22 protein-coding genes are annotated in these 24,010 nt (G+C 64.3%); 18 read left to right on the forward strand and 4 right to left on the reverse strand.

Features of this window, described 5'->3' with window-relative positions; translation table 11 throughout:
• Nucleotide 1: 1 nt before the first annotated feature.
• Nucleotides 2–997 carry a TRAP transporter substrate-binding protein gene (locus tag JQ603_RS15315; RefSeq protein WP_212340663.1) on the reverse strand — a complete coding sequence of 332 codons (996 nt, stop codon included), beginning with the start codon at nt 995–997 and terminating at the stop codon, nt 2–4.
• Nucleotides 998–1,140: 143 nt separating this feature from the next.
• Here JQ603_RS15315 and ugpB point away from each other — a divergent pair, with 143 nt between their 5' ends.
• The 14 genes from ugpB (at nt 1,141) to JQ603_RS15385 (ending at nt 15,623) form a co-directional block, all read left to right on the forward strand.
• Entirely contained in the window at nt 1,141–2,523 is a 1,383-nt protein-coding gene (gene ugpB, locus JQ603_RS15320; RefSeq protein WP_212340668.1) for a sn-glycerol-3-phosphate ABC transporter substrate-binding protein UgpB, read from the forward strand.
• A gap of 218 nt (nt 2,524–2,741) precedes the next feature.
• A complete protein-coding gene (locus tag JQ603_RS15325) occupies nt 2,742–3,773 on the forward strand; it encodes a M4 family metallopeptidase (RefSeq protein ID WP_212340669.1) in 1,032 nt (343 codons plus the stop codon).
• Nucleotides 3,774–3,806: 33 nt separating this feature from the next.
• Nucleotides 3,807–4,082: a protealysin inhibitor emfourin gene (locus JQ603_RS15330; RefSeq protein WP_212340670.1), complete on the forward strand. Its 276-nt coding sequence runs from the start codon at nt 3,807–3,809 to the stop codon at nt 4,080–4,082.
• A 60-nt stretch (nt 4,083–4,142) separates the two neighbouring features.
• Nucleotides 4,143–5,078 carry an aminoglycoside phosphotransferase family protein gene (locus JQ603_RS15335; protein WP_212340671.1) on the forward strand — a complete coding sequence of 312 codons (936 nt, stop codon included), beginning with the start codon at nt 4,143–4,145 and terminating at the stop codon, nt 5,076–5,078.
• A 476-nt stretch (nt 5,079–5,554) separates the two neighbouring features.
• Nucleotides 5,555–5,776, forward strand: a complete 222-nt coding sequence (locus JQ603_RS15340; protein WP_212340672.1) for a YodC family protein — start codon at nt 5,555–5,557, stop codon at nt 5,774–5,776.
• 140 nt (nt 5,777–5,916) lie between these two features.
• Nucleotides 5,917–6,819, forward strand: a complete 903-nt coding sequence (locus tag JQ603_RS15345) for a DUF3800 domain-containing protein (RefSeq protein WP_212340673.1) — start codon at nt 5,917–5,919, stop codon at nt 6,817–6,819.
• Nucleotides 6,820–7,281: 462 nt separating this feature from the next.
• Entirely contained in the window at nt 7,282–8,904 is a 1,623-nt protein-coding gene (locus JQ603_RS15350; protein ID WP_212340674.1) for an ABC transporter substrate-binding protein, read from the forward strand.
• Nucleotides 8,905–9,140: 236 nt separating this feature from the next.
• Nucleotides 9,141–10,154, forward strand: coding sequence for an ABC transporter permease (locus JQ603_RS15355; protein ID WP_011083857.1), 1,014 nt, complete (start codon nt 9,141–9,143; stop codon nt 10,152–10,154).
• 3 nt (nt 10,155–10,157) lie between these two features.
• Nucleotides 10,158–11,057 (forward strand): ABC transporter permease, encoded by a 900-nt coding sequence (locus JQ603_RS15360; RefSeq protein ID WP_212340676.1) that lies wholly within the window; start codon nt 10,158–10,160, stop codon nt 11,055–11,057.
• A gap of 91 nt (nt 11,058–11,148) precedes the next feature.
• Nucleotides 11,149–12,894 (forward strand): dipeptide ABC transporter ATP-binding protein, encoded by a 1,746-nt coding sequence (locus JQ603_RS15365; protein ID WP_212340678.1) that lies wholly within the window; start codon nt 11,149–11,151, stop codon nt 12,892–12,894.
• Between the two features lie 26 nt (nt 12,895–12,920).
• Complete coding sequence (locus JQ603_RS15370) at nt 12,921–13,100, forward strand: DUF4089 domain-containing protein (RefSeq protein ID WP_162500504.1); 180 nt, start codon at nt 12,921–12,923, stop codon at nt 13,098–13,100.
• Between the two features lie 7 nt (nt 13,101–13,107).
• A complete protein-coding gene (locus JQ603_RS15375) occupies nt 13,108–14,502 on the forward strand; it encodes an AtzE family amidohydrolase (RefSeq protein ID WP_212340680.1) in 1,395 nt (464 codons plus the stop codon).
• A 1-nt stretch (nt 14,503) separates the two neighbouring features.
• Nucleotides 14,504–14,896 (forward strand): oxalurate catabolism protein HpxZ, encoded by a 393-nt coding sequence (gene hpxZ / locus JQ603_RS15380; protein WP_212340687.1) that lies wholly within the window; start codon nt 14,504–14,506, stop codon nt 14,894–14,896.
• Nucleotides 14,897–14,900: 4 nt separating this feature from the next.
• Complete coding sequence (locus tag JQ603_RS15385; protein WP_212340688.1) at nt 14,901–15,623, forward strand: GntR family transcriptional regulator; 723 nt, start codon at nt 14,901–14,903, stop codon at nt 15,621–15,623.
• Nucleotides 15,624–15,761: 138 nt separating this feature from the next.
• Here the strand turns inward: JQ603_RS15385 and atzF are convergent, their stop codons facing one another.
• Nucleotides 15,762–17,570 (reverse strand): allophanate hydrolase, encoded by a 1,809-nt coding sequence (gene atzF, locus JQ603_RS15390; protein ID WP_212340689.1) that lies wholly within the window; start codon nt 17,568–17,570, stop codon nt 15,762–15,764.
• 192 nt (nt 17,571–17,762) lie between these two features.
• Nucleotides 17,763–18,257 carry a MarR family winged helix-turn-helix transcriptional regulator gene (locus tag JQ603_RS15395; RefSeq protein WP_212340690.1) on the reverse strand — a complete coding sequence of 165 codons (495 nt, stop codon included), beginning with the start codon at nt 18,255–18,257 and terminating at the stop codon, nt 17,763–17,765.
• A gap of 149 nt (nt 18,258–18,406) precedes the next feature.
• Here JQ603_RS15395 and JQ603_RS15400 point away from each other — a divergent pair, with 149 nt between their 5' ends.
• Entirely contained in the window at nt 18,407–20,254 is a 1,848-nt protein-coding gene (locus JQ603_RS15400; RefSeq protein ID WP_212340691.1) for a feruloyl-CoA synthase, read from the forward strand.
• Nucleotides 20,255–20,598: 344 nt separating this feature from the next.
• Here JQ603_RS15400 and JQ603_RS15405 read toward each other — a convergent pair whose 3' ends face one another.
• Nucleotides 20,599–21,105, reverse strand: coding sequence for a MarR family winged helix-turn-helix transcriptional regulator (locus JQ603_RS15405; RefSeq protein ID WP_212340692.1), 507 nt, complete (start codon nt 21,103–21,105; stop codon nt 20,599–20,601).
• 83 nt (nt 21,106–21,188) lie between these two features.
• Between JQ603_RS15405 and JQ603_RS15410 the strand changes: the two genes are divergently transcribed.
• The 3 genes from JQ603_RS15410 to JQ603_RS15420 are packed head-to-tail and all read left to right on the forward strand — an operon-like array spanning nt 21,189 to nt 23,995.
• Nucleotides 21,189–22,397 (forward strand): cytochrome P450, encoded by a 1,209-nt coding sequence (locus JQ603_RS15410; RefSeq protein ID WP_212340694.1) that lies wholly within the window; start codon nt 21,189–21,191, stop codon nt 22,395–22,397.
• 12 nt (nt 22,398–22,409) lie between these two features.
• Nucleotides 22,410–22,733: a 2Fe-2S iron-sulfur cluster-binding protein gene (locus JQ603_RS15415; protein WP_212340696.1), complete on the forward strand. Its 324-nt coding sequence runs from the start codon at nt 22,410–22,412 to the stop codon at nt 22,731–22,733.
• A 50-nt stretch (nt 22,734–22,783) separates the two neighbouring features.
• Nucleotides 22,784–23,995: an ABC transporter substrate-binding protein gene (locus JQ603_RS15420; RefSeq protein ID WP_212340698.1), complete on the forward strand. Its 1,212-nt coding sequence runs from the start codon at nt 22,784–22,786 to the stop codon at nt 23,993–23,995.
• Nucleotides 23,996–24,010 lie beyond the last annotated feature (15 nt).

The following is a 24,010-nucleotide window of genomic DNA, read 5'->3' on the forward strand; positions in this document are numbered from 1 at the left end:
CTCACTCCACCTTGCGGATGCGTTCGATCAGCGCGGCCGCCGCGGGCTCCTGGGCGGCCTTGGTGTAGATCGCGGCCATGGCGTCCTCGAACGGCTTGCGGTCGAGATCCCTGACGATGCTGACGCCGGCCGCGCGCGCCTTGAGCTGTGACTGCTCCTCGAGGTCGCGCCACTTCTCGCGCATGAACCGGCTGGAGCGCTGCGCGGCCTCCCTGAAGATGATCTGGTCCTCCGCCGAGAGGCTCCGCCAGGCCTTCAGCGAGATCACCAGCACCTCGGGGCTCATCGTGTGCTCGGTCAGCGTGTAGTGCCCGGCATGCTTGTAATGGTCGGTCGTCACGAAGGATGGCCAGTTGTTTTCGGCGCCGTCGATCAGGTGGTTGGCAAGCCCGGTCAGCACCTGCCCATAGGGCATCTCGACCGGTTCTGCGCCAAGTGAGCGGATCATCTGGCTCATCAACTCCGACTGCTGCACCCGGATCCGCAGGCCCCGGAGGTCGGCGATGCTCCTGATAGGGCGGATACCGTTGTAGATCGACCGCGCCCCGGAATCGTAGAAGCAGAGCCCGACGAAGCCGTAGGGCTCGAAACTGTTCAGGATCTCGCCGCCGATCGGCCCGTCCAGCACCTTCTGCATGTGCTCGATGGACCGGAAAAGGAACGGCATGGCGAGCACGTTCATCGCCGGAACGAAATTGCCGATCAGGGCGACATTGGTCCGGTTGAGGTCGATTGCGCCGGCCCGGGTCTGCTCGATGGTCTCCTTCTCCTCGCCGAGCTGGCGGGAGTGGAACACCTTGACCTCGTGCCGGCCGCCGGTGCGCTCGGCGATCAGGGCGCCCATGTAGCGCAGCGCCTGCACGGTCGGGTAGTCCTCGGTCTGGGTGTCGGCGGCGCGAAACTCGCGCGCGACGGCGCCCGTCGCGCAGACGGCGAGCAGAAGCGCGACGAAGATCACCCCGGTCCGCGAGAGTTCGGCACGGCTCAACACTGGCACACTCAACCCCTCAGAGATGGAGTCTATGGCAGGAGGAAAAGGTTCAATGCAATCTAGCAGATGGTTAAGGGAAGGCCATCCCGCGCCCGGCCCGCGGGCTGATTGTGCGGCGCGGCGGCCTCTCATTCCCGTTGAAACCGCCAATGCCCCGCCTTAAGCAGGGACAGTCGCCTTTGTCGTGCGAGACGGGAAGAGCCATCGTGACGTCCACATCGCGCCTTCTGCAGATCGTCGCCGTCCTTACGGCTGTCGCATTGGCCGCGCCGGCGCGCGCCGCCACCGACATCGCGCTGTGGCACGCCATGTCCGGCGAGCTCGGGCGGCAGCTGGACAAGCTCGCCGCCGCCTTCAACGCCTCGCAACCGGATTACCGCATCGTCCCGACCTACAAGGGCAGCTACACCGAGACGGTGACGGCCGCGATCTTCGCCTTCCGTTCGCGCAGCCAGCCCGCGATCGTCCAGGTCAACGAGGTCGCCACCGCCACCATGACCGCGGCCAAGGGCGCGATCTATCCGGTGTTCAGCCTGATGCGGGACCAGGGCGAGCCGTTCTCGCTCAACGATTACCTTCCCGCCGTCTCCGGCTACTACACCGACGCGGCCGGCAACCTGCTGTCGTTCCCGTTCAATTCCTCGACGCCGATCCTGTACTACAACAAGACCATGTTCCGCGACGCCGGCCTCGATCCGGAGACGCCGCCGAAGACCTGGCCCGAGCTCGGCGCCGCTGCGAAGCGTCTGCGCGACCGCGGCGCGCCATGCGGCTTCACCACGTCCTGGCCGTCCTGGATTCACGTCGAGAATTTTTCCGCCTTCCACAACCTGCCGCTCGCGACCCGCACCAACGGCTTTGCCGGGCTGGATGCGGAATTGACCATCAACAATCCGTCTCTCGTGCATCACATCGCAGCGCTCAGCGAGTGGCAGAAGAGCAAGCTGTTCGACTATAGCGGTCGCGGACAAGCGGCCGAGCCGCGTTTCCAGAACGGCGAATGCGGCATCTTCATCGGCTCCTCGGCGACGCGCGCCGACATCAAGGCGAATTCGAAATTCGAGATCGGCTACGGCATGATGCCGTACTGGCCGGACGTGAAGGATGCGCCGCAGAACTCGATCATCGGCGGCGCCACGCTGTGGGTGCTGCGCGACCGGCCGCGCGAGGAATACAAGGGCGTGGCGCGCTTCTTCGCCTATCTGTCGCAGCCCGGCGTGCAGGCCGCCTGGCACCAGAACACCGGATATCTGCCGGTTACCCGCGCCGCCTTCGAGCTGACGCGGGCGCAAGGCTTTTACGAGCGCAATCCGGGCTCGGCGATCTCGTTCGAGGAGATTACGCTGCATCCGCCGACGGAGAACTCGAAGGGCATCCGGCTCGGCTCCTTCGTCCTGATCCGCGGCGTGATCGAGGACGAGCTGGAGCAGACCTTTGCCGGCCAGAAGAGCGCGCAGAAGGCGCTCGATTCCGCCGTCGAGCGCGGCAACAAGCTGCTCCGCCAGTTCGAGCGCGCCAGCCCGGAGCGGTAAACCCGTCGCTCGGGCGACCCTCGCGTCCTCGACGAATCCCATCCGACATCACGCAACCCGGAAGTGTGTGCGATCTCACACGCAACGCGGCCTGCGCCTGCGATAATCCCGCATGCGTGACGCCGAGAGGACGCCGACGCCTGCCGGTCGCCGGCAGCAATCATCTTCAAGCTCATTTCATCCATCTATTTTCGGAAAAAGTGCAATGGAGATCATCGATGCCCTGCACGTGCTGCATTATCCCGAACGACGTTCTGACCAGGCTGTCCCAGGACAAGAAGCTGTCCGCCCCGCTGCGCAAGCAAATGGTCGACACGGTCCAGATCAGCCATGAACTGCGCGAATTGCGGAACCAGGCCGCGAAATTCACCAGCGTGACCGCCGCGCGCACCAGAGGTTTGGTCACGCTGGCGGCGGCGCCGTCCGTCACCGTCTACGACTGCAAGCACACGCAGACGCTGCCGGGCACGCCGATCGCGAAGCCGAAGACGTCTTCGGATGCGTCGGTCAAGCGCACCTTCAACCAGACCGCCAAGGTCGCAAAATTCTACCAGCAGGTCTTCAACCGCAATTCGATCGACGACCACGGCATGACCATGATGTCGTCGGTTCACTTCGGCGAGAAGTACAACAACGCGATGTGGAACGGCTCGCAGATGATCTATGGCGACGGCGACGGCAGCATCTTCGTCGACTTCACCAGAGGCAATGACGTCATCGGCCACGAGCTCACCCATGGCGTCACCCAGCACAGCCTCCAGCTCGCCTATAGCGGCGATGCCGGCGGCCTCAACGAGAGCATCTCCGACTGTTTCGGCTCGATGTTCCGGCAGTGGGAGGCGAAGCAGGATGTCAAGAAAGCCGACTGGCTGATCGGCAAGGACATCATGGGGCCGGGCGCCAAGAAGAAAGGGTTCGCCTGCCTGCGCGACATGGCCAATCCGGCAGCCAAGCACTGTCTGGCGCCGCAACCGACCAAATATTCGCAAGTGACGCCGGGCATGGACCCGCATTATTCCAGCGGCCCGCCGAACCTCGCCTTCTACACGGCCTGCACCACGTTCGGCGGATACAGTTGGGCCAAAATCGGCCAGGTGTGGTACAATGCGCTTACCGGTTTCGGGCCGACGCCGAACATGACGATGAAGGCGTTCGCTGCGCGGACCCGGCAGGGTGCCCACACCTTGTATCCGGGCGATGCCGCCGTGTTCGCCGCCGTCGATGCGGGATGGAAGAAGGTCGGGCTGTAGCCGGGCCGCACGGCGTTACGAAAGGAAGCAAGCGTGGATCGCTTGAAGATCGAGCGCGTCGGAGGGTTCGCCGGCTTCGGCGGCCCTCACCTCAAGAGCCGCGGCGAGGTGGCGTTGTCGGATTTGTCGGCTGCCGATCAGAAGACGGTGGAGCAGCTGTTTGCCGATCCGGGCAAGGTCCCCGCCGCGCGTCGGGGTCAGGCCGACGCGTTCAGCTACCGGATCACGCGCGGCGCGCAGACGATCGAAGTCCCCGAGCATGCGGTCCCCTCGGCCATCAAGAGCAGCGTCAAGGATGTCTTGGACTAGGGGCGGGCTGGCGCCGTGATGGAGGGGATGCTGCCGCCGGAGTCCGCGGGCGTTTGGGGCATGTCGGCGTCGACGAGCCTTGAGGCCTATCGCGCCTTGCGCGCCGACCGCACGCGATGGCTGCCGGTCGCGCTCGACATCGCGCGCGGCCACGGTCTCGATATCAGCACGCCGCATGTGTTTGCGACAGGCACCAATCTCGTTGTCGGCCTCGGTGAGCGCCTGATCCTGAAGATCTTCCCGCCGCTGCTTCGCGCTCAATTCGTCTCCGAGCGCGGCTCGCTGACGCAGCTCGCCGGCCGGCTATCCTTGCCGATCCCCGAGATCGTCGCCGAAGGGGTGCGCGACGGCTGGCCCTATCTCGTCATCACCCGCCTTGCCGGCACGCTCGGCTCGGAGGTGTGGCCGTCCCTGGCGGAAGACCAGAAGGAGCGCGTGCTGCGCCAGATCGGCGAGACCATCGCGTCCGTGCAGCGCGCGCCCCTCGGCCCGCTCGCACACATCGAGCCGCGCTGGGACGACTTCATGCGTGCCCAGATGCAGGGCTGCCGCATCAGGCACGAGCGCCTGGGTCTTGCGCCGAAATTCCTCGACGGCCTCGACGATCTCCTGCGCGATGCGGCCGCGCTGATTCCGATGGACGCGCCGCCGGTGATCCTGACCGGCGAATACATCCCTGAGAATTTCCTGCTCGGCTGCGATGACGGCACATGGTCGCTCAAAGGCCTGTTCGACTTCGGCGACGTCCGCGCCGGCTGGCGCGACTACGATTTGCTCGGCCCCGGCGCCTTCATGGCTGCGGGACGGCCGGGCAGGGTGCGCAGCCTGCTTCAAGGCTTCGGCTATACGAAGCTCGACTTCGCGCTCAAGCGCCGCCTGATGGCCCTGATGCTGCTCCACCAGGCCAGCGACCTCAACAGCCACATCTGCATCGAGGGTTGGCAGGAGAGGGCGGATGATCTGGTCGAGCTGCAGGAATTGATCTGGGCGGAGTGAATGCATGCTTGCGCCCCAACCTCCACTGTCGTCCTGGACAAGCGGAGCGCTTGGCAACGCGCAGCGTTGTCATTCGCGGAGCGCAGATCCAGGACCCATACCCCCAGGAAGAGGTTATCGTGCGGGCTGGTAACCGCGAGTCCTCGCCAAATCACCCCTTGGGGTAATGGGTCCTGGCTTTCGCCAGGACGACACCTCTGAATTTGGGAGCGCCGCTCATCCAACAAAAGTGTCGTCCCGGCGAAGGCCGGGACCCATACTCCCAGGAAGGAGCGATTATGTACTTTGCAAACCGCGTCCGGACTCGGTTAAGTTGTGCTGAATGGGCGACACCGATTCGTCCGTGTGCACAAACCGCCAGAATTGGCTTGCCACCTCCAGAATGTCATGAGAGGCGGCCTTAGCCGCTGTGGCGTCCAGGCACTCCAGACGCATCTCTGCCTCGCTCATGGTTCAATTAACTCCATGGGTGATGAATGACTGATTTTAAGAAGGGTGACGTTGTAGTGCTGAAGTCCGGCGGCCCGCGCATGACGGTGGCCAATGTCGGAAAATCAGCCCTTGATGGGGAAGATACAGTCTGGTGCGTTTGGTTTGAGAAGACCAAAAAACACGAAGATTCGTTCGACCCTGAGACGCTTAAGAAGGCTACAGACCCAGGCGCCTCGATTGGCGTCATATCTACCGGGCGCGGTTAATCCTCCTTCTTTGAAGGCTTGTTTTGCTCGCCCGGCTTCTGCCGGGCGATCTTCCCTAGATGCCATCGAAGCGCTTTTCGTCGTCCGTTTCGAGCTCGCGGGCGGTCTGCTTGAACTTATCTAGTTGAGTGCCTTTTGCCATGAGCGAGTCTACGCCGCCATATTCCTACGTTGCTTATATCGACGAAGCCGGCGATCCCGGATTACAGCGCGTGAAGCCGCTGGATGCCAATGGCTCTAGCGAATGGCTAATCCTATCCGCCGTCGTCATTGGCGAGCCAAACGAAAAGAACGTCGCCCCATGGCGCAATGACATTCTACGCGAGACCAAGTCACAGCGAAAGGATTTGCATTTCACGAACCTAAAACCATGGAATAAGCGCATCGCGTGCACTGAATTGGCGAAGCTGCCCGCAAGACTCTTTGTCGTGTGCTCTAACAAGAAGAACATGCGTGGTTATACCAATCCGTTTGCGGAGAAATACCCTGCCCCGAACTGGTTCTATGCATGGCTCTCCCGTCTTCTGCTGGAGCGAGTAACCTATTTCGTCCGTGAAAAATCTCTCGAACAGTACCGCGAAATCAGAAAGGTTCGCCTTGAGTTCAGTTCGCGCGGCGGGCTCAACCGCTTCAGCCTAACCAGCTACTTCAACTGGCTCAAACTCCAAAGCGAAGGAGGTAAGAACTATCTGCCTCTCGGAAATCTCATCTGGGAAACGATAGACGAGAACCAGGTATTCATTTTTAATCATAAGGAACGTGCGGGCCTTCAATTGGCCGATACCGTTGCGAGTGCGTTCTTTAAGGCGTGCGACTATGTTGATACGGGTGAATGTGATCCAGAGTTTGCAAAGCTTCTCGCCCCTCGGATGTGTCACGATCCTGATGGAAGCCAAGGAACGGCGTCGGGCTATAGCGTAAAGCTGATGCCGAAGCTTGCGGACGCAAAGTTGCTCCCCGCTCAGGCGGAGATTTTCACTTACTACGGCTATCCAAGGCAGTGGTGGGCCCCAACCCCTTCTACCAATGCCGTCAGTTCGTGAGAACCGATGCATAGGGCGCCACGGGGATTGCGCTACCTGCAACGCGAGAATTGGCCAGCCCACCTATCTCTATATAGATGATTCCAATAATTAAATCAAGTGGTTAGCTAACCCATTGGCCGGAATCACTTTTCGCGCCCGCAGGAAACTGAACTCTAGTTGGATGCACATCGCCAACTTTCGCCACTGAAATCGCGCGGTATGGGTTCCGGCCTTCGCCGGGGCGACGACGGGGAGAGGGCGCGCTCACCAAATGAGCCGGTGCCAGTAGCAGTCTATTTTATGTGCAAATAACAATCTTTGTATGCAATTCCGTTGCGTGGGGGCGACGGTCGCGGCCGCAACAATCATAGTTTTCTGAATGATTTCAGTTACTTAGCTAAACTGTAAACGCTCCTTAAGCCTTGGCACGAACCTTGCGAATCCAGTTCCAACCAGAAACTTTTGTGTTGGAGCGATTTCATGAAGCGCCGCGATTTCCTCAAGTCCGTTTCCGGATTGGCCGCAGGCGCGGCGCTTCCGGCCGTGCCGTCCGTGATCTCCTCCGCCTATGCCGATGCGCGCTCGGAGACGCTGCTGATCGTCTCGGAAGGCGGCCCCAACAATCTCGACATCCATGGCGTCGGCACCAACGTTCCCGGCTATGAGGTGTCCTGGAATTGCTACGACCGGCTGATCAGCCACGAGATGAAGAGCGGCCCCGGCGGCGTGCCCTATTACGACCGCGACAAGTTCAAGGGCGAGCTCGCCGACGACTTCAAGATCGACGACATGTCGGTCACCTTCAAGCTGAAGAAGAACGCCAAATTCCACGACGGCGCGCCTGTCACCGCCAAGGACGTGAAATGGTCGCTCGACCGCGCCGTCAGCGTCGGCGGTTTCCCGACTTTCCAGATGAGCGCGGGCTCGCTCACGAAGCCCGAGCAGTTCGTCGTGGTCGACGATGCCACCGTGCGCGTCGATTTCGCCAAGAAGGATCGCCTGACGGTTCCCGATCTCGCCGTGATCGTGCCCTGCATCGTCAATTCGGAACTGGTGAAGAAGAACGCGAGCGAGAAAGACCCTTGGGGTCTCGAGTTTACAAAACAGCAGACCGCGGGCTCCGGCGCCTACAAGGTGACGAAGTGGACCGCCGGCACCGAAGTGATCATGGAGCGCAACGAGGATTGGGTCGGCGGTCCGCTGCCCAAGATCAAGCGCGTGATCTGGCGCATGGTGCCGCAGGCCGGCAACCGCCGTGCGCTGCTCGAGCGCGGGGACGCCGACATCTCCTACGAGCTGCCGTTCAAGGATTTCCAGGAGATGAAGGCGAACGGCAAGCTCAACGTGGTGTCGCTGCCGTTCTCCAACGGCATCCAGTATATCGGCATGAACGTCACCAAGCCGCCATTCGACAATGTCAAGGTGCGCCAGGCCATCGCCTATGCGTTGCCGTATCAGAAGATCATGGACGCCGTGCTGTTCGGTCTCGGCAATCCCATGTTCGGCGCGGCCAAGGACAAGGTCACCGAGGTCGCCTGGCCGCAGCCGCACAAATACAACACCGACATGGAGAAGGCGAAGGCGCTGCTCACTGAGGCCGGCTACGCCAACGGCTTCGAGACCACGATCTCGTTCGATCTCAATTTCGCCGGCGTCAACGAGCCGCTCTGCGTGCTGGTGCAGGAGAGCCTCGCCCAGCTCGGCATCAAGACCACCATCAACAAGGTGCCCGGCGCCAACTGGCGCACCGAATTGAACAAGAAGGAGATGCCGCTGTTCACCAACGTGTTCTCGGGCTGGCTCGATTACCCCGAGTACTTCTTCTACTGGTGCTATCACGGCAACAATTCCGTCTTCAACACCATGAGCTACAAGTCGGCGGAGATGGACAAGTTCATCGACGGCGCGCGCACGGCGGCTGCGACCGGCGACACCGCGACCTACGACAAGGATGTGAAGGGTTTCGTCGATCTCGCCTTCGCCGACGTCCCGCGCATCCCGCTCTACCAGCCCTTCGTCAACGTCGCGATGCAGAAGAACATCAGCGGCTACCAATACTGGTTTCACCGGAGGCTCGACTATCGCGCGATGGCGAAGGGGTGAGTCATGACTGGCGCGAGCGATATGTCCGCGTCTTTCTGGGCATTGTGGTCGAGTGAGATGAGCACGCCCTTCAGGCTCCCTCCCCCCTTGCGGGGGAGGGTTGGGGAGAGGGGTAGCCACGAACTCAGACCTCTCCCGGGGCCACCCCTCTCCCTAGCCCTCCCCCGCAAGGGGGGAGGGAACGCAGCAACGCTCGCGGCTAGCAGCGTGCCCAACACGCGCACGAGGAACTCATCATGCTCACCATGATCGGCAAGCGCCTGATGTTTGCGATTCCCTCGCTGATCGGCGTCGTCATCGTCACCTTCCTGCTGACGCGCGCGCTGCCCGGTGATCCCGCGGCGTACTTCGCCGGCCCCGCCGCGACGAAGGAAGCCGTCGAGCAGATCCGCAAAAAACTCGGCCTCGACAGGCCGCTGATCGAGCAGTTCTTCCGCTACACCAACGATCTCGCTCACGGTGATTTCGGCAACTCGCTCACCACCGGCCAACCGGTCGCGGCCGAGATCCGCAACCGCCTGCCGGCTTCGGCCGAGCTGACGCTGCTCGGCCTCATCGTCTCGATCGTTATCGCAATCCCTCTCGGCGTGCTGGCGGCGACACGACCAGGATCATGGGTCGACCATTTATGTCGGGTGACGACAACAGCCGGCGTGTCGCTGCCGGTGTTCTTCACCGGCCTCGTGCTGGTCTATGTCTTCTATTTCCGGCTCGGCTGGTCGCCGGCGCCGCTCGGCCGCCTCGACGTGTTCTACAGCGCGCCGCCGACGGTGACCGGCTTCTATCTGATCGACACGCTGATCGCGCGCGATCTCGAGGCGTTCCGCTCGGCGCTGAGCCAGCTCATTCTTCCCGCAACGACGCTTGCGATCTTCTCGCTGGCGCCGATCGCGCGCATGACCCGTGCCTCGATGCTGGCGGTGCTCGCATCCGAATTCGTCCGCACCGCGCGCGCCAGCGGCCTGTCGCCGGCGACCGTGATCGTCACCTACGCCTTCCGCAACGCGATGCTGCCTGTCATCACCACGCTCAGCATGGTGTTCTCGTTCCTGCTGGGCGCCAACGTGTTGGTGGAAAAAGTCTTCGCATGGCCGGGCATCGGCTCCTACGCGGTCGAAGCGCTGATCTCGTCGGACTTCGCGCCGGTACAAGGCTTCGTGCTGACCATGGCGGTCATGTACGTGCTGCTCAATCTCGTGATCGACATCTTGTACGGCGTGATCGATCCGCGTGTCAGGTTGGAGGGCTAAATCATGAGCTCCGTTGCGCCTGCTGTTGAACCCGTCGGTCCCGCGCGAACGTCGGGCCTCACTGCGATCCTCGAACAGACCCGCTACGTTCTCGGCGAGAACAAGGTCACCGGCTTTGCTTTTGCGCTGCTGATCGTGATCCTGATCGCTGCGATCTTCGGCCCCTATGTGGTGCCCTATGATCCTCTGGCTTCCGACACGGCCGCTGCGCTGAAGCCGCCCTCGGCCGCGCATTGGTTCGGCACCGACCAGCTCGGCCGCGACATCTTCAGCCGCGTCGTGGTGGCGACACGGCTCGATACGTTCATCGCCATCGCCTCGGTCGTGCTGGTGTTCCTGATGGGCGGCCTTGCCGGCATCGCCGCCGGCTATTTCGGCGGCTGGACCGACCGCATCGTCGGCCGCATCGCCGATACCATCATGGCGTTTCCGCTGTTCGTGCTCGCCATGGGCATCGTCGCCGCGCTCGGCAACACCGTGCAGAACATCATCCTCGCCACCGCCATCGTGAACTTCCCGCTCTATGCCCGCGTCGCGCGCGCCGAAGCCAATGTCCGCCGCAATGCCGGCTTCGTGCAGGCCGCGCGTCTCTCAGGCAACGGCGAATTCCGCATCCTGCTGGTGCATATCCTGCCGAACATCATGCCGATCATGATCGTGCAGATGTCGCTGACCATGGGCTACGCCATCCTCAATGCCGCGGGCCTCTCCTTCATCGGCCTCGGCGTCCGTCCGCCGACCGCCGAATGGGGCATCATGGTCGCGGAAGGCGCGGGCTTCATGGTGTCGGGGGAATGGTGGATCGCGTTGTTCCCGGGCCTTGCCCTGATGATCGCCGTGTTCTGCTTCAACCTCCTCGGCGACGGCCTGCGCGACATCGTCGACCCCCAGCGGAGGACGTGATGGCAAATTTCCGGCCGAAATTCACCAATGATTCCAACCCCGTTCTACTGTGCATGGGGTTGTTTTCGACCTTTTTGATTGGCAGGCATCCATGACCGCCCAGCCCCTGCTCGACGTCCAGGACCTCACGGTCGAATTCACCACCCGCCGCGGCATCGTCAAAGCCGTGCAGCACGTCAACATCTCCGTCGCCAAGGGCGAGACGCTGGCGATCGTCGGCGAGTCCGGCTCCGGCAAGTCGGTGACGTCCTATGCGGTGATGCGCATCCTCGACCGCGCCGGCAAGATCGCCGAGGGCTCGGTGATGTTCTCGGGCATCGACGTGAAGGCCGCGACCGAAGACCAGATGCGCGACCTGCGCGGCCGCGAAGTCTCGATGATCTTTCAGAACCCGCGTGCTGCCCTCAATCCGATCCGGAAGGTCGGCGACCAGATCGAGGACGTGCTGCGCACCCATGTGCAGCAGGCCCAGGTCGCCGATCACGGCGAGAAGGCGATCGAGGCGCTGGAGCAGGTCAAGATCGCCCGCCCGCGCGAGCGCTACCACGCCTATCCGTTCGAGCTCTCGGGCGGCATGTGCCAGCGCGTCGTCATCGCGCTCGCGCTCGCCTGCAATCCGCAGCTGCTGATCGCGGACGAACCGACCACCGGTCTCGACGTCACCACGCAGAAGGCGGTGATGGACCTGATCGTCGAACTGACAAAACGCCGTGCGATGTCGACCATCCTGATCACGCACGATCTCGGTCTTGCCGCGGCCTATTGCGACCGCGTCGTCGTGATGGAGAAGGGCCGCGTGGTCGAGACCGCCAAGGCCGCCGACATCTTCGCCAACCCGCAGCACCCCTACACCAAGAAGCTGATGCGCGCGACGCCGCGGCTCGGTGTGAGCTTGCGGGATCTTTTGCCGGAAGAGGAGAGCGCGTCTCCGTCCGCATCCGTCATGGCCGGGCCTGAGCCGGCCATCCATCACGCCTCGCAAGATGGCGCGAAGAGCGAGACGCCCCTCCTGCTCATCGAAAAGCTCGTCAAGGAATATCCCCGGCAGGGCGCCACGGCCACGCTCGGAAAGCTGTTCGGCCGCAAGCCGCCGGTGGAGCCGGACGTGTTCCGCGCGGTCGACGGCATCAGCTTCTCGATCGGCCATGGCGAGAGCGTCGGCCTCGTCGGCGAATCCGGCTGCGGCAAATCGACCACCTCGATGATGGTGATGCGGCTGCTCGACCAGACCTCGGGCCTGATCCAGTTCGACGGCGAGGACATCGGCGGCATTCAGCCTGCTGCCTTCGCCCGGCTGCCGCAGCGCAGCCGCATCCAGATGGTGTTCCAGGATCCGACCGATAGCCTCAACCCGCGCTTCACCGCCGCCCGCGCCATCGCCGACCCGATCATGCAGCTCGGCGACATCAAGGGGCGCGATGCGCTCCGCGCCCGCTGCGAGGAACTGGCCACCATGGTCGGCCTGCCGCACAATCTGCTCGACCGCTTCCCGCACCAATTGTCCGGCGGCCAGAAGGCCCGTGTCGGCATCGCCCGCGCCATTGCCCTGCATCCGAAGCTGGTCATCCTGGACGAGCCGACGGCGGCGCTGGACGTCTCGGTGCAGGCGGTGGTCCTCAACCTGCTTCAGGACCTCAAGGTGCGACTAGGTATGAGCTATCTGTTCGTCTCGCATGATTTGAATGTAGTGCGCTTGCTGTGCGATCGTGTCATTGTCATGCGGACGGGTCGAATCGTCGAGGAAGGCTCTTCCGAAGAGGTCCTCAGCGATCCCAAGGACGACTACACCAAGGAGCTGCTGACGGCGATCCCGCATCCGCCGTTGCCGGTACACTGAGAGCGCACTGATTGTTTGGGAGCGTGATGGCCGAGCCGCTGGACGATTATATCGACGCCGTATCGAAAGCGCTGGCGCTGCCGGTCGAGGAGGCCTTCAGGCCCGCGGTCCGCGCCAACCTCGAAGTCTCGCTGCGGCTCGCCCGCCTCGTCGATGAATTCACGCTGCCGGACGAGACCGAGCCGGCGCCGATCTTCACCGCCTGACGCCGTCATGACCACCAAGCCAGAGATGAACGCTTCCGACATCGCGAAAGCGGTGGCCGGCGGCCAATTGTCCGCGCTCGCAGCTACCGAAGCCGCGCTCGCGCGCATCAAGCAGCACGACACCATCCTCAACGCCTTCACCGACGTCACCGCCGAACGCGCCCGCGCGAAAGCGCGCGCGATCGATGCGGACATTGCCGCGGGCAAGAAAGTCGGCCCGCTCGCCGGTGTGCCCTTCGCCGTGAAGAATCTGTTCGACGTCGCTGGCCTTGCCACGCGCGCCGGCTCGAAGATCAACCGCGACCTCGCGCCCGCCAAGCGCGACGCCACGCTGATCGAGCGGATGGAAGCGGCCGGCGCCGTCCTCGTCGGCGCGCTCAACATGGGCGAATACGCCTACGACTTCACCGGCGAGAACATCCATGACGGTCCCTCGCGCAATCCGCATGACACCACGCGGATGAGCGGCGGCTCGTCGGGCGGCTCGGGCAGCGCCGTCGGCGGCGCGCTGGTACCGATTGCGCTCGGCTCCGACACCAACGGCTCGATCCGCGTGCCCTCCTCGTTCTGCGGCATCTTTGGCCTGAAGCCGACCTATGGCCGGCTGTCGCGGGCGCGCTCGTTCCCGTTCGTCGCGAGCCTCGATCATCTCGGCCCGTTCGCGCGCTCCGTCACCGATCTCGCGCTCGCCTACGACGTGATGCAGGGGCCGGACGCGGACGACGGCGCTTGCACGACGCGCGGGTTAGAGCCCGTCATGCCGCTGCTAGCTGAATCCATCTCGGGCTTGCGCGTTGCGATCGCGGGCGGGCACTTCCAGAAGAACGTGTTTCCGGAAGCTGTCGAAGCCGTCGGCCGTGTCGCCAAGGCGCTTGGCGCGACGCAGGTGGTCGATGTGCCCGAAGCCTCGCGCGCCCGTGCCGCAGCTTACGTCATCACCACAACCGAAGGCGCCTCGCTGCATCTCGATCGCCTGCGCAAGCGTCCGAACGACTTCGATCCCGCCGTGCGCGACCGTCTGATCGCCGGCGCCATGGTGCCGGCAGCGCTGGTCGACCGCGCACAAAAGTTCCGCCGCTGGTATCGCGCGCAGCTCGCCGAGATATTCAAATCGGTCGACGTGCTGATCGCGCCGGCAACGCCCTGCACCGCGCCAAAAATCGGCCAGCTGAATTTCAATCTCGACGGCGTCGAGCTGCCGGTGCGCGCCAATATCGGCATCCACACCCAGCCGATCTCCTTCATCGGCCTGCCGGTCGTGGCGGTGCCGGTGCCGCTCGAGCCGCTGCCGATCGGCGTGCAGATCATTGCCGCGCCCTGGCGCGAGGACGTCGCCTTGCGCGTCGCATACGCCCTGGAACAGATGGGCGTCGCCGCCGCGCCATCGCCGAGAGGATTCTGAAATGGAGATCGATCTCCCCGAGGTGATCGCGGAAGTCAAAGCCGCGTTCGAGCGCTATGAGCAGGCCCTCGTCAGCAACGACGTCGCCGTGCTCGGCGAGCTGTTCCGCAACGATCCCCGCACGCTGCGCTACGGCATTGGCGAGAACCTCTACGGCTACGAGGCAATCTCGGGTTTTCGCGCCGGCCGCTCGCCGGTCGGCCTCAACCGCCGCACCGCCAAGACCGTGATCACCAGCTATGGCCGCGACACGGCCGTGGCCTCCACCTTGTTCTATCGCGACACGGCGCCCGGCAAGGTCGGCCGGCAGATGCAGACGTGGATTCGCTTCCCGGAGGGCTGGCGCGTCGTCGCCGCCCATGTCAGCATCATCGACGAGCCGAAAGAGACCTGATCGAATGACGCTTGACGATCTTCCGCCCGGGACACTGCCGGCCGAGCCGGTGGTGCCCCGCGTCGACCGGGCACTGCCGTCGCTGCAGAAGGTCACGCGCGCCGAGGAGCTGCGTCTTCAGCTTGCCGACGAGATCGTGCGTGGAACCCTGGCGCCGGGCTCGCCGCTGGACGAGACCGACATCGCGCGGCGCTTCAGCGTGTCGCGCACGCCGGTGCGCGAGGCGTTGCGGCAGCTGGTCGCGAGCGGCCTGGTCGAGGCAAGGCCCCATCGCGGCGCGGTGGTGGCGCAGCCCTCGATCGAGCGTCTCAAGAGCATGTTCGAGGCGATGGCGGAACTCGAGGCGCTGTGCGCCGGCCTTGCCGCCGAGCGCATGTCTCCTGCCGAGCGCCATGCGCTCGAGGCCGTCCATGAAGAGCTGCGGCTCTTGAGCTACGCCGGCAATCCCGAGCGCTTCCACGAGGTCAACGAGCGCTTCCACAACACGATCTATGCGGGCTCGCAGAACGGCTACATCGCCGAGATCACGCTGGCGACGCGCGTGCGCGTGCAGCCGTTCCGCCGCGCCCAGTTCCGCAATCTCGGCCGCCTCGCCAAGTCGCAGGCCGAGCACGACCGCGTCGTCGTCGCCATCATGCGCGGCGACAAGCAGGGCGCCGCCGCCGCCATGCGCGCGCATATCGAACTGGTGCGCGGGGAGTACGAGATTTACGCGGTGTCGGTGTAGGGCCGCAAACACAGTGCCGTAGGGTGGGCAAAGGCGCAAAGCGCCGTGCCCACGGTCCCTTAATGATGATGGTGGGCACGCTTCCGCCTTCGCTCTTTGAGCTACGGCGGACAAGTCGCCTTGCCCACCCTACGAGACCTACGTTGTTGCGGCTTCCTTCATGAAGGCGCGCCAGCCACCATACGCCGTAATGTCGCGCGCCTCGCCCAGCACCTCCGGCTCGACGAGAAAGCCCTTCACGTTGCGGCCATCGGCAAGCCGGATCGTGCCGATCGCCATCGGCGCGGGAATCGCGTTGACGAACTTGCCGAACGCAGCCGCCGACAGCGACCAGATCTCCAGCTCGATCGCAGAACCCTTGCCGGCCTCGACGCGCAGCATGCCGGGCTTCGGCGGCGTGGTCGGAAGCGCATAGAGCTTGTAGTCGGGCGCCGTCTTGGTCGCTTCGACCAGCCTCGCGCTCAACGCCTTCAACTCGCCGTTCAGCGCCATGCCGGAGAGATGCGCCCCGACGACTGCGATTGGAATCTCATCGACGCCGCTTGCAGGCAGCGGCGCGAGCGGGGCCTGCGCCACACCCTTCGCGCCAACGGTCAGCTTCGTATCGGCATGAAATACGCGGCCGATGCTCGCGAGCAGCGCATCGCGTCCTGCGGGCGCGAGCAGCGTGATGCCGAACGGGATGCCATCGCTGCGCATCGAAGCCGGCACCGCGAGGCCGCTGAGGTCGAGCAAATTCACAAAGTTTGTGTAGGTGCCGAGCCGGCTGTTGAGCTCGATCGGATTGGCGAGCACCTGAGCGGTCGTGTAGGCGGTCGGGGCGGTCGGCAGCACCAGCGCGTCGATGTTCGCAAACGTGCGCTCGGCGATCTTGCGCAGGCCCTGCAGGCGATAGAGCGCCGAGAAGGTTTCGGCCGCGGTCAGCCGCGCGCCAGCCGCGGTGATCTCGCGCGTCACCGGATGAATTGAGTCGGGTGCCGAGGCGAGCAGGTTCTTGATCACCAGATAACGCTCGGCGACCCACGGTCCTTCATACAGCAGCCGCGCGGTCTCGTAGAACGGCTCGAGGTCGAACTCGACCAGATCAGCGCCAAGTGCGGTCCAGCGCTTCAGCGCATCGGCATAGGCGGCTTCTGATTTCTTGTCGCCGAAGAAGATGAGCTGACCGTTGCGCGGCACGCCGAGGCGCAAGTTCGCGGGGAATTGCGTGAGCGGGCCAAGCGGCCGGTCGCGCGAGAACGGATCGGCCTGGTCGGGGCCTGCCATCACCGAGAGCGCGAGTGCGGCATCGTCCACCGTCAGCGCGAACACCGAGATGCAGTCGAGCGTGCGGCAGGCCGGCACCAGGCCCGCGGTCGAGATCATGCCGAGGCTCGGCTTCAGCCCGACGATGTTGTTGAGCATCGCCGGCACGCGGCCCGAGCCGGCAGTGTCCGTGCCGAGCGACAGCGGGACCAACCCGGCGCCGACAGCGGTTGCCGAGCCCGAGCTCGATCCGCCGGGAATCAGATCCTCGCGGATCGAGTTCTTAGGAATGCCGTAAGGCGAGCGCACGCCGACGAGGCCGGTCGCGAACTGGTCGAGATTGGTCTTGCCGATGATGATGGCGCCCGCCGCGCGCAGGCGCTCCACCGCAGTCGAATCGTGGGTGGGCGCATAGGAGAACGCCGGGCAGGCCGCGGTGGTCGCAAAGCCCAGCGCGTCGATATTGTCCTTCACCGCGACCGGCACGCCATAGAGCGGCAGGCTGGCCGCATCCGCGCGGGCGGCGAGCTTCTCGGCTTCCGCGATCGCGTCCTTCTCGTCGCGCAGGCTGATGAACACGGCGGGATCGTTGTAATCGCGGATGCGCTGATAGGTCCGCGCGATCGTCTCTGCCGGCGTCATCGTCCCCGCGCGATGCGCGGCCACAATCGCGGCGATCGTTTCAGGCTGCTCAGCCCCCATGGCGTCCAAACTCCGGCAACAGGTGTCACCCGGATTGAAGCAAGCGATGTGCCATTGTGTACACAATCCGGGCAGGGCGGTTGCTCCGGATATTATCGTGAGATCAGTGGCTTGGGGATATTTCGTCGGCAGGGCAGGCCATCACATCAGCGCCCCACCAAGGGCATTTGCATAAATTTTAGGCGGTCCGGGTCAAGTGAAGCCGGCAAGGATACGAAGCAGCTGCTCCCGGTTCTCCTTGCCGATCTTTTCTTCGACATTCCGCTCATGCTCGGCGGCGAGACGCTTGAACTTCGCCAGCGCGGTGGCGCCCTGCGCGGTGAGATGCAGCGCGTGGGAGCGCCGGTCCTCTTTCGACTTGATCCGCTTCACAAGCTTGCGCTGCTCGAGGCTGTCGAGCAGATGCACCAGGCGGGCGCGCTCGATGCCGAGGCGTTTTGCCACCGCCATCTGCGACAGGCCGGGATTGGCGCCGATCACCGTCAGCACCGAATATTGCGTCGGCCGGATATCGACATCGCCGAGCGTCCTGGTGAAATCCTGGAAAATCCAGATCTGGAAGCGCCGCACCGCATAGCCGGCGTGGCCGACCAGTGCATCGAGGCCGATCTCGTCCGCGTCGATCCGCCGCGCGGCGCCGTTGCCTCTGCGTTTGCGTGGGGAAGTCTGCGCTGCCGTGGCTGTCACATCGTGTCTCCTGCCGGGCAACCTTAGCGCCTCGACGATCCGAACGAAAGATTGTTGTTGACGACAACAATTGTCCTGCCCAACATTATGGTCAAAGCAGCCCGGAACGAGGCTGCAGCCGATCCCTGCTACGGGCGAGGAGGAAAACCATGACAACCGCCGCACGCGGTGAAGCTTCAAGCCTGTTCGCAGCGCCCAGGACCGTCGCCGAGCATCGCGCCGACGGCAGCATCGTGCTGCGTTCGCCCGAGCCCTTGCGCGAGAGCGCCCGCTGCATCGGGGACTGGCTGGAGCATTTTGCGCGGCAGACGCCCGACACGATCTTCCTCGCCGAGCGCGATGGCGCCGATGCGCCCTGGGCCACTATGACTTACGCGGGAGCCCTGTGGTGGGTACGTGCGGCAGCGTCGTGGATTCTGGCGCAGGGGCTCAGCGCGGAGCGCCCCGTCGTCATTCTCTCCGACAACAGCATCGATCACGCTCTGCTTGCGCTGGCCGCCCAGCATGTCGGCGTGCCCTCGGCAGCGATCTCGCCGGCCTATTCGCTGATGTCGAAGGATTTCGACAAGCTGAAAAGCATGATCGCGCTGCTTCAGCCCGGCGCGATCTATGTGTCCGCCACCAAGCCGTTCGCGGCGGCGCTCGCTGCGATCAAGCCGCTGCATAGCGCGCAGATCATCAGCGGCAATGCCGGCGACGCCGATGCGCTCGCGTTCCGCGCCATCGCGGCAACGGCTGAAACGCCCGACGTCGCAAAGGCCTTCGCTGCGCTCACGCCTGATACGATCGCAAAATTCCTGTTCACGTCAGGCTCGACCGGAACGCCCAAGGCGGTCATCAACACCCAGCGCATGCTGACCTCGAGCCAGCAGGCCAAGGCGCAGACCTGGACGTTCCTCGAGCAGGGCCGCGATCTCGTCATTCTCGACTGGCTGCCCTGGAGCCACACCTTCGGCGCCAACCACAATTTCAACCTCGTGCTGCGCAACGGCGGCTCGCTCTATATCGACGGCGGCAAGCCTGCGCCCGGTCTGTTTGCGACGTCACTCGCCAATCTGAAGAGCGTGATGCCGACGGTCTATTTCAACGTGCCGCGCGGCTTCGATATGCTGATCGCGGCGCTGCGCGGCGACGAGGAGCTGCGCCGCCGCTTCTTCAGCGAGGTGAAATTCGCCTTCTATGCCGGTGCGGCACTGCCGCAGAATCTCTGGGATGCGCTCGAAGAGCTCTCCGTCGAGACCGTCGGCCGTGCGCTGCCGATGGTCTCGGCCTGGGGCTCGACCGAGACCTCGCCGCTCGCGGCCGACTGTCATTTCCTCGCCGAACGCTCCGGCAATATCGGCGTGCCGATTCCCGGCACCGAATTGAAGCTCGTCCCGTCAGGCGACAAGCTTGAGGTGCGCGTGCGCGGCCCTAACGTCACGCCGGGCTACTGGAAGGCGCCCGAGCTGACGAAGCAGGCGTTCGACGAGGAGGGGTTTTATCTGATCGGCGATGCGGTGAAGCTTGCCGATAGCGCGCGGCCGGAGCGCGGCCTGTTCTTCGACGGCCGTGTTGCGGAGGACTTCAAGTTGAATTCCGGCACCTGGGTCAGTGTCGGCACGCTGCGGGTTGCCGGCATCGCCGCGCTGGCGCCGCTCGCGCAGGACATCGTCGTGTCAGGCCATGGCGGCGACGAGGTGCGCTTCCTGGTGTTTCCGAACATCGCGGCCTGCCGCGCTCATGCTGAACTGCCTGAAACGGCAGCGGTGAGCGACGTGCTGGCGCATGCCAAGGTCCGCAGCGCGATCGCGCAGGGTCTCGCGAAGCTGAAACGGCAGAGCGCAAACTCCTCCGGCCATGCCACGCGCGCGCTGCTGCTCGCCGAGCCGCCACCGGTGGACGGCGGCGAGATCACCGACAAGGGCTACATCAACCAGCGCGCCGTGCTGACGCGGCGTGCGGAGGCGGTGGCGCGGCTGAACGACGATGCGTCGGGGGAGTGGGTCGGGTTGTAACGGCCGAGGTAGCGAAGCCACATTCCGCTGTCATTCCGGGGCGCGCCTCTTGGCGCGAGCCCGGAATCCATTTCACCGCAGGTGGTTGCACGATGGATTCCGGGTTCGCGCTGCGCGCGCCCCGGAATGACGAGCGGGATACGCCAGTCATCCTGTCGCAATATCCTGCCGATTCTTTTGTTGCCTAAGCAACTAATTTGTGCGAACCGTTCCGGATCAGGACGACGGCGGGCGAACCGCTGCGTCCGATCTCGGAGGAAACAATGCTCGGCAGGAAGGGTGCCGCGGGCACACGCGGGCGCATGCCCAAAGCCGCCAGTACGACGCAGCCGCGGCGCGGCGCGTCAGCTGTAGCTGCTGTCGGTCACCGCGCCGAGATTCTCGTGCAGCCGGCGGAGCAGATCGATCAGCATCTCGCGCTCGTCCTTGCTCAGGCAGGACAACAGCCGCCGCTCGCGCTCGAACGCTGCCACGATCACCTTGTCATGCGTGGCGCGGCCCCTCGCCGTCAGCGAGATCGAATGGGTGCGGCCGTCGTTGGGATCGGTGCGGATCGAGATCAGTCCGCGCTTCTCGAGGCCTGCCAGCGTCCGGCTCACCGGGCCCTTGTCGAAGCCGATCACCTGGCAGATGCGCGAGGCGGGAATGCCGGGCTCGATCGCCAGCAGCGACATGATCCGCCATTCCGTGACGTTGACGCCGAACTGCTTCTGGTAGAACGCGGTCGCGCTGTTCGAGAGCTTGTTGGCGATGAAGGTGATGAACGCCGGCACGTAACGCTCGAGGTCGAGCGTCGGCCCAGCATCCGTGGGCGCGGGCTTCTGGCGGGCTTTGGTCGAGGACGGCGGCATATCGGGCTTCTGACTCGCGAGGTGCCCGAAGACCTAAGGGCATGCGCCGCCCTTTCACAAGATCAAAATGAGGGAGGACTTCAATGAGCGCACCCGGCTCCGCCATATCAGGCGTCCCGCATCTCGACGTCGATCCCTTCGACATGAATTTTTTCGCCGACCCCTATCCCACGCATGAGTTGCTGAGGGAGGCGGGCCCGGTGGTCTATCTCGACAAGTGGAAGGTCTACGGCGTGGCGCGCTATGCCGAGGTCCATGCCGTGCTGAACGATCCCGCGACGTTCTGCTCCAGCCGAGGCGTCGGCCTGTCCGATTTCAAGAAGGAGACGCCGTGGCGGCCGCCGAGCCTGATCCTGGAGGCCGATCCGCCTGCGCACACCCGCACCCGCGCCGTGTTGTCGAAGGTGCTGTCGCCGACCGTGATGAAGCAGGTGCGCGACCGTTTTGCCGCGGCGGCGGAGGAGCGGGTCGACGCGCTGCTGGACAAGCGCAGCTTTGATGCGATCACCGATCTCGCCGAAGCCTACCCGCTGTCGATCTTTCCCGATGCGCTCGGGCTGAAGGCTGAAGGCCGCGAGCATTTGATTCCCTATGCGAGCGTCGTGTTCAACGCCTTCGGTCCGCCCAACCAGCTCCGCCAGGAGGCGATCGAACGTTCGATGCCCCACCAGGCCTATGTTGCCGAGCAATGCCAGCGCGAGAACCTTGCGCCTGGCGGCTTTGGCGCCTGCATTCATGCGCAAGTCGACGAGGGCGCCATCACGCCCACCGAGGCGCCGCTATTGGTGCGCTCGCTGCTGTCGGCGGGCCTCGATACGACGGTCAACGGCATCGGTGCGGCGGTCTATTGTCTCGCACGCTTTCCCGATCAGTGGCAGCGCCTGCGCGGCGATCTCTCGCTGGCGCGCGGCGCCTTCGAGGAGGCGGTGCGGTTCGAGAGCCCGGTGCAGACCTTCTTCCGCACCACCACGCGCGAGGTCGAACTGTCGGGCGCGCGGATCGGCGAGGGCGAGAAGGTGCTGATGTTCCTTGCTGCCGCCAATCGCGACCCCAGGCGCTGGGACAGCCCCGACAGCTACGACATCTCCCGCCGCACCTCCGGCCATGTCGGCTTCGGCTCCGGCATCCACATGTGTGTCGGCCAGCTCGTCGCCCGCCTCGAAGGCGAGGTGATGCTGACGGCGCTGGCCCGTCGCATCGCGAAGATCGAGATCACGGGCGAGCCGAAGCGCCGCTTCAACAACACGCTGCGCGGGCTCGACAGCCTGCCTGTCACCATCACCCCGGCCTGACGAGGAGTCCTGATGCCCGCCATCACCTTCATTCATCCCGACGGCAAGTCCGACCGCGTCGAGACCGCAGGCGGCGAGAGCGCCATGCAGGCTGCGACCCGTCACGGCCTCGACCGCATCCTGGCCGAATGCGGCGGCAACGCCATGTGCGCGACCTGCCACGTCTATGTCGACGAGAGCTGGCTCGCGCGCCTGCCTGCGGTCGCCGATGACGAAGACGCGCTGCTCGACGGCACCGCCGCCGAGCGGCTGCCGAACAGCCGGCTGTCCTGCCAGATCAACATCACGCCCGAACTCGATGGGCTCGTGCTGCGTCTGCCGGATCGGCAGGTCTGAATCTCGATGTGCCGGCAACGACCGGCGACCAACACACAGGGGAGGGAATGATGAAGCATCTGAAGTGGACGCTCGCGCTGGCCGCGAGCCTGATGGCCGGCGCGGCGAATGCCGAGATATCGGACAACGTCGTGCGCATCGGCGTGCTCAATGACATCTCGGGCATCTTCCAGGACACCAACGGCATGGGCTCGGTCGAGGCCGCGCGCATGGCGGCGGAGGATTTCAACGGCGGCGGCAAGGGCATCAAGGTGGAGATCGTCTATGCCGACCACCAGAACAAGGCCGACGTCGGCAATGCCATCGCGCGCAAATGGCTCGATGTCGAAGGTGTCGATGCCATCGTCGACGTGCCGAATTCGGCCGTCGGCCTCTCCATCAACACGCTGCTGCGCGACAGCCGCATGACCTTCCTGGCGTCCTCGACGGCAAGCTCGGATCTCACCGGCAAGGCCTGCTCACCCAACACTATCCAATGGGTCAACGACACCTGGGCGACCGGCAACACCACCGCGGCCGCAATGGTGTCGCGCGGCGGCAAGGACTGGTACTTCCTCACCGTGGACTTTGCGCTCGGCAAGGGCATCGAGGCCGAAGCGCAGAAATACATCGAGTCGCATGCCGGCAAGGTGATCGGCTCGTCAAAACATCCGCTCGGCACCTCCGATTTCGCCTCCTTCCTGTTGCAGGCGCAGAGCTCGAAGGCGCAAGTGATCGGCCTTGCGAATGCCGGCGGCGACACCATCAATGCGGTGAAGCAGGCCGCCGAGTTCGGCATCCAGCAGAGCGGGCAGAAGCTCGTCGCTTTCCTGCTCTTCATCAACGACGTCCACGGCATGGGCATCAAGGTCGCGCAGGGCCTCCAGCTCATGGAAGCGTTTTATTGGGACATGAACGACGACACCCGCGCATTTGCCAAGCGTTTCGCCGCGCGGCCCGGCATGAACGGCAAGATGCCGAGCGGCAACCAGGCCGGCGTCTATGCTTCGACGCTCGCCTATCTCAATGCGGTCGCGGCGACCGGCAGCGACAATGCCAGGGACGCCGTGCCGGAGATGAAGAAGTTCAGGGGCAAGGACAAGCTGTTCGGCGACACCACGATCCGCCAGAACGGCCGCGTCGTGCATCCGATGTACCTGTTCGAGGTGAAGAAGCCGGAAGAGTCGAAGTATCCGTACGACTATTACAAGCTGGTCTCGACCATTCCGGCGGACCAGGCCTTCCGACCGCTGGCGGAAGGTGGGTGCGAATTGGTGAAGTAGCGGGAGAGAGCGCGG

Source organism: Bradyrhizobium liaoningense (genome assembly GCF_018130825.1).
Classification (GTDB): Bacteria; Pseudomonadota; Alphaproteobacteria; order Rhizobiales; family Xanthobacteraceae; genus Bradyrhizobium; species Bradyrhizobium liaoningense_B.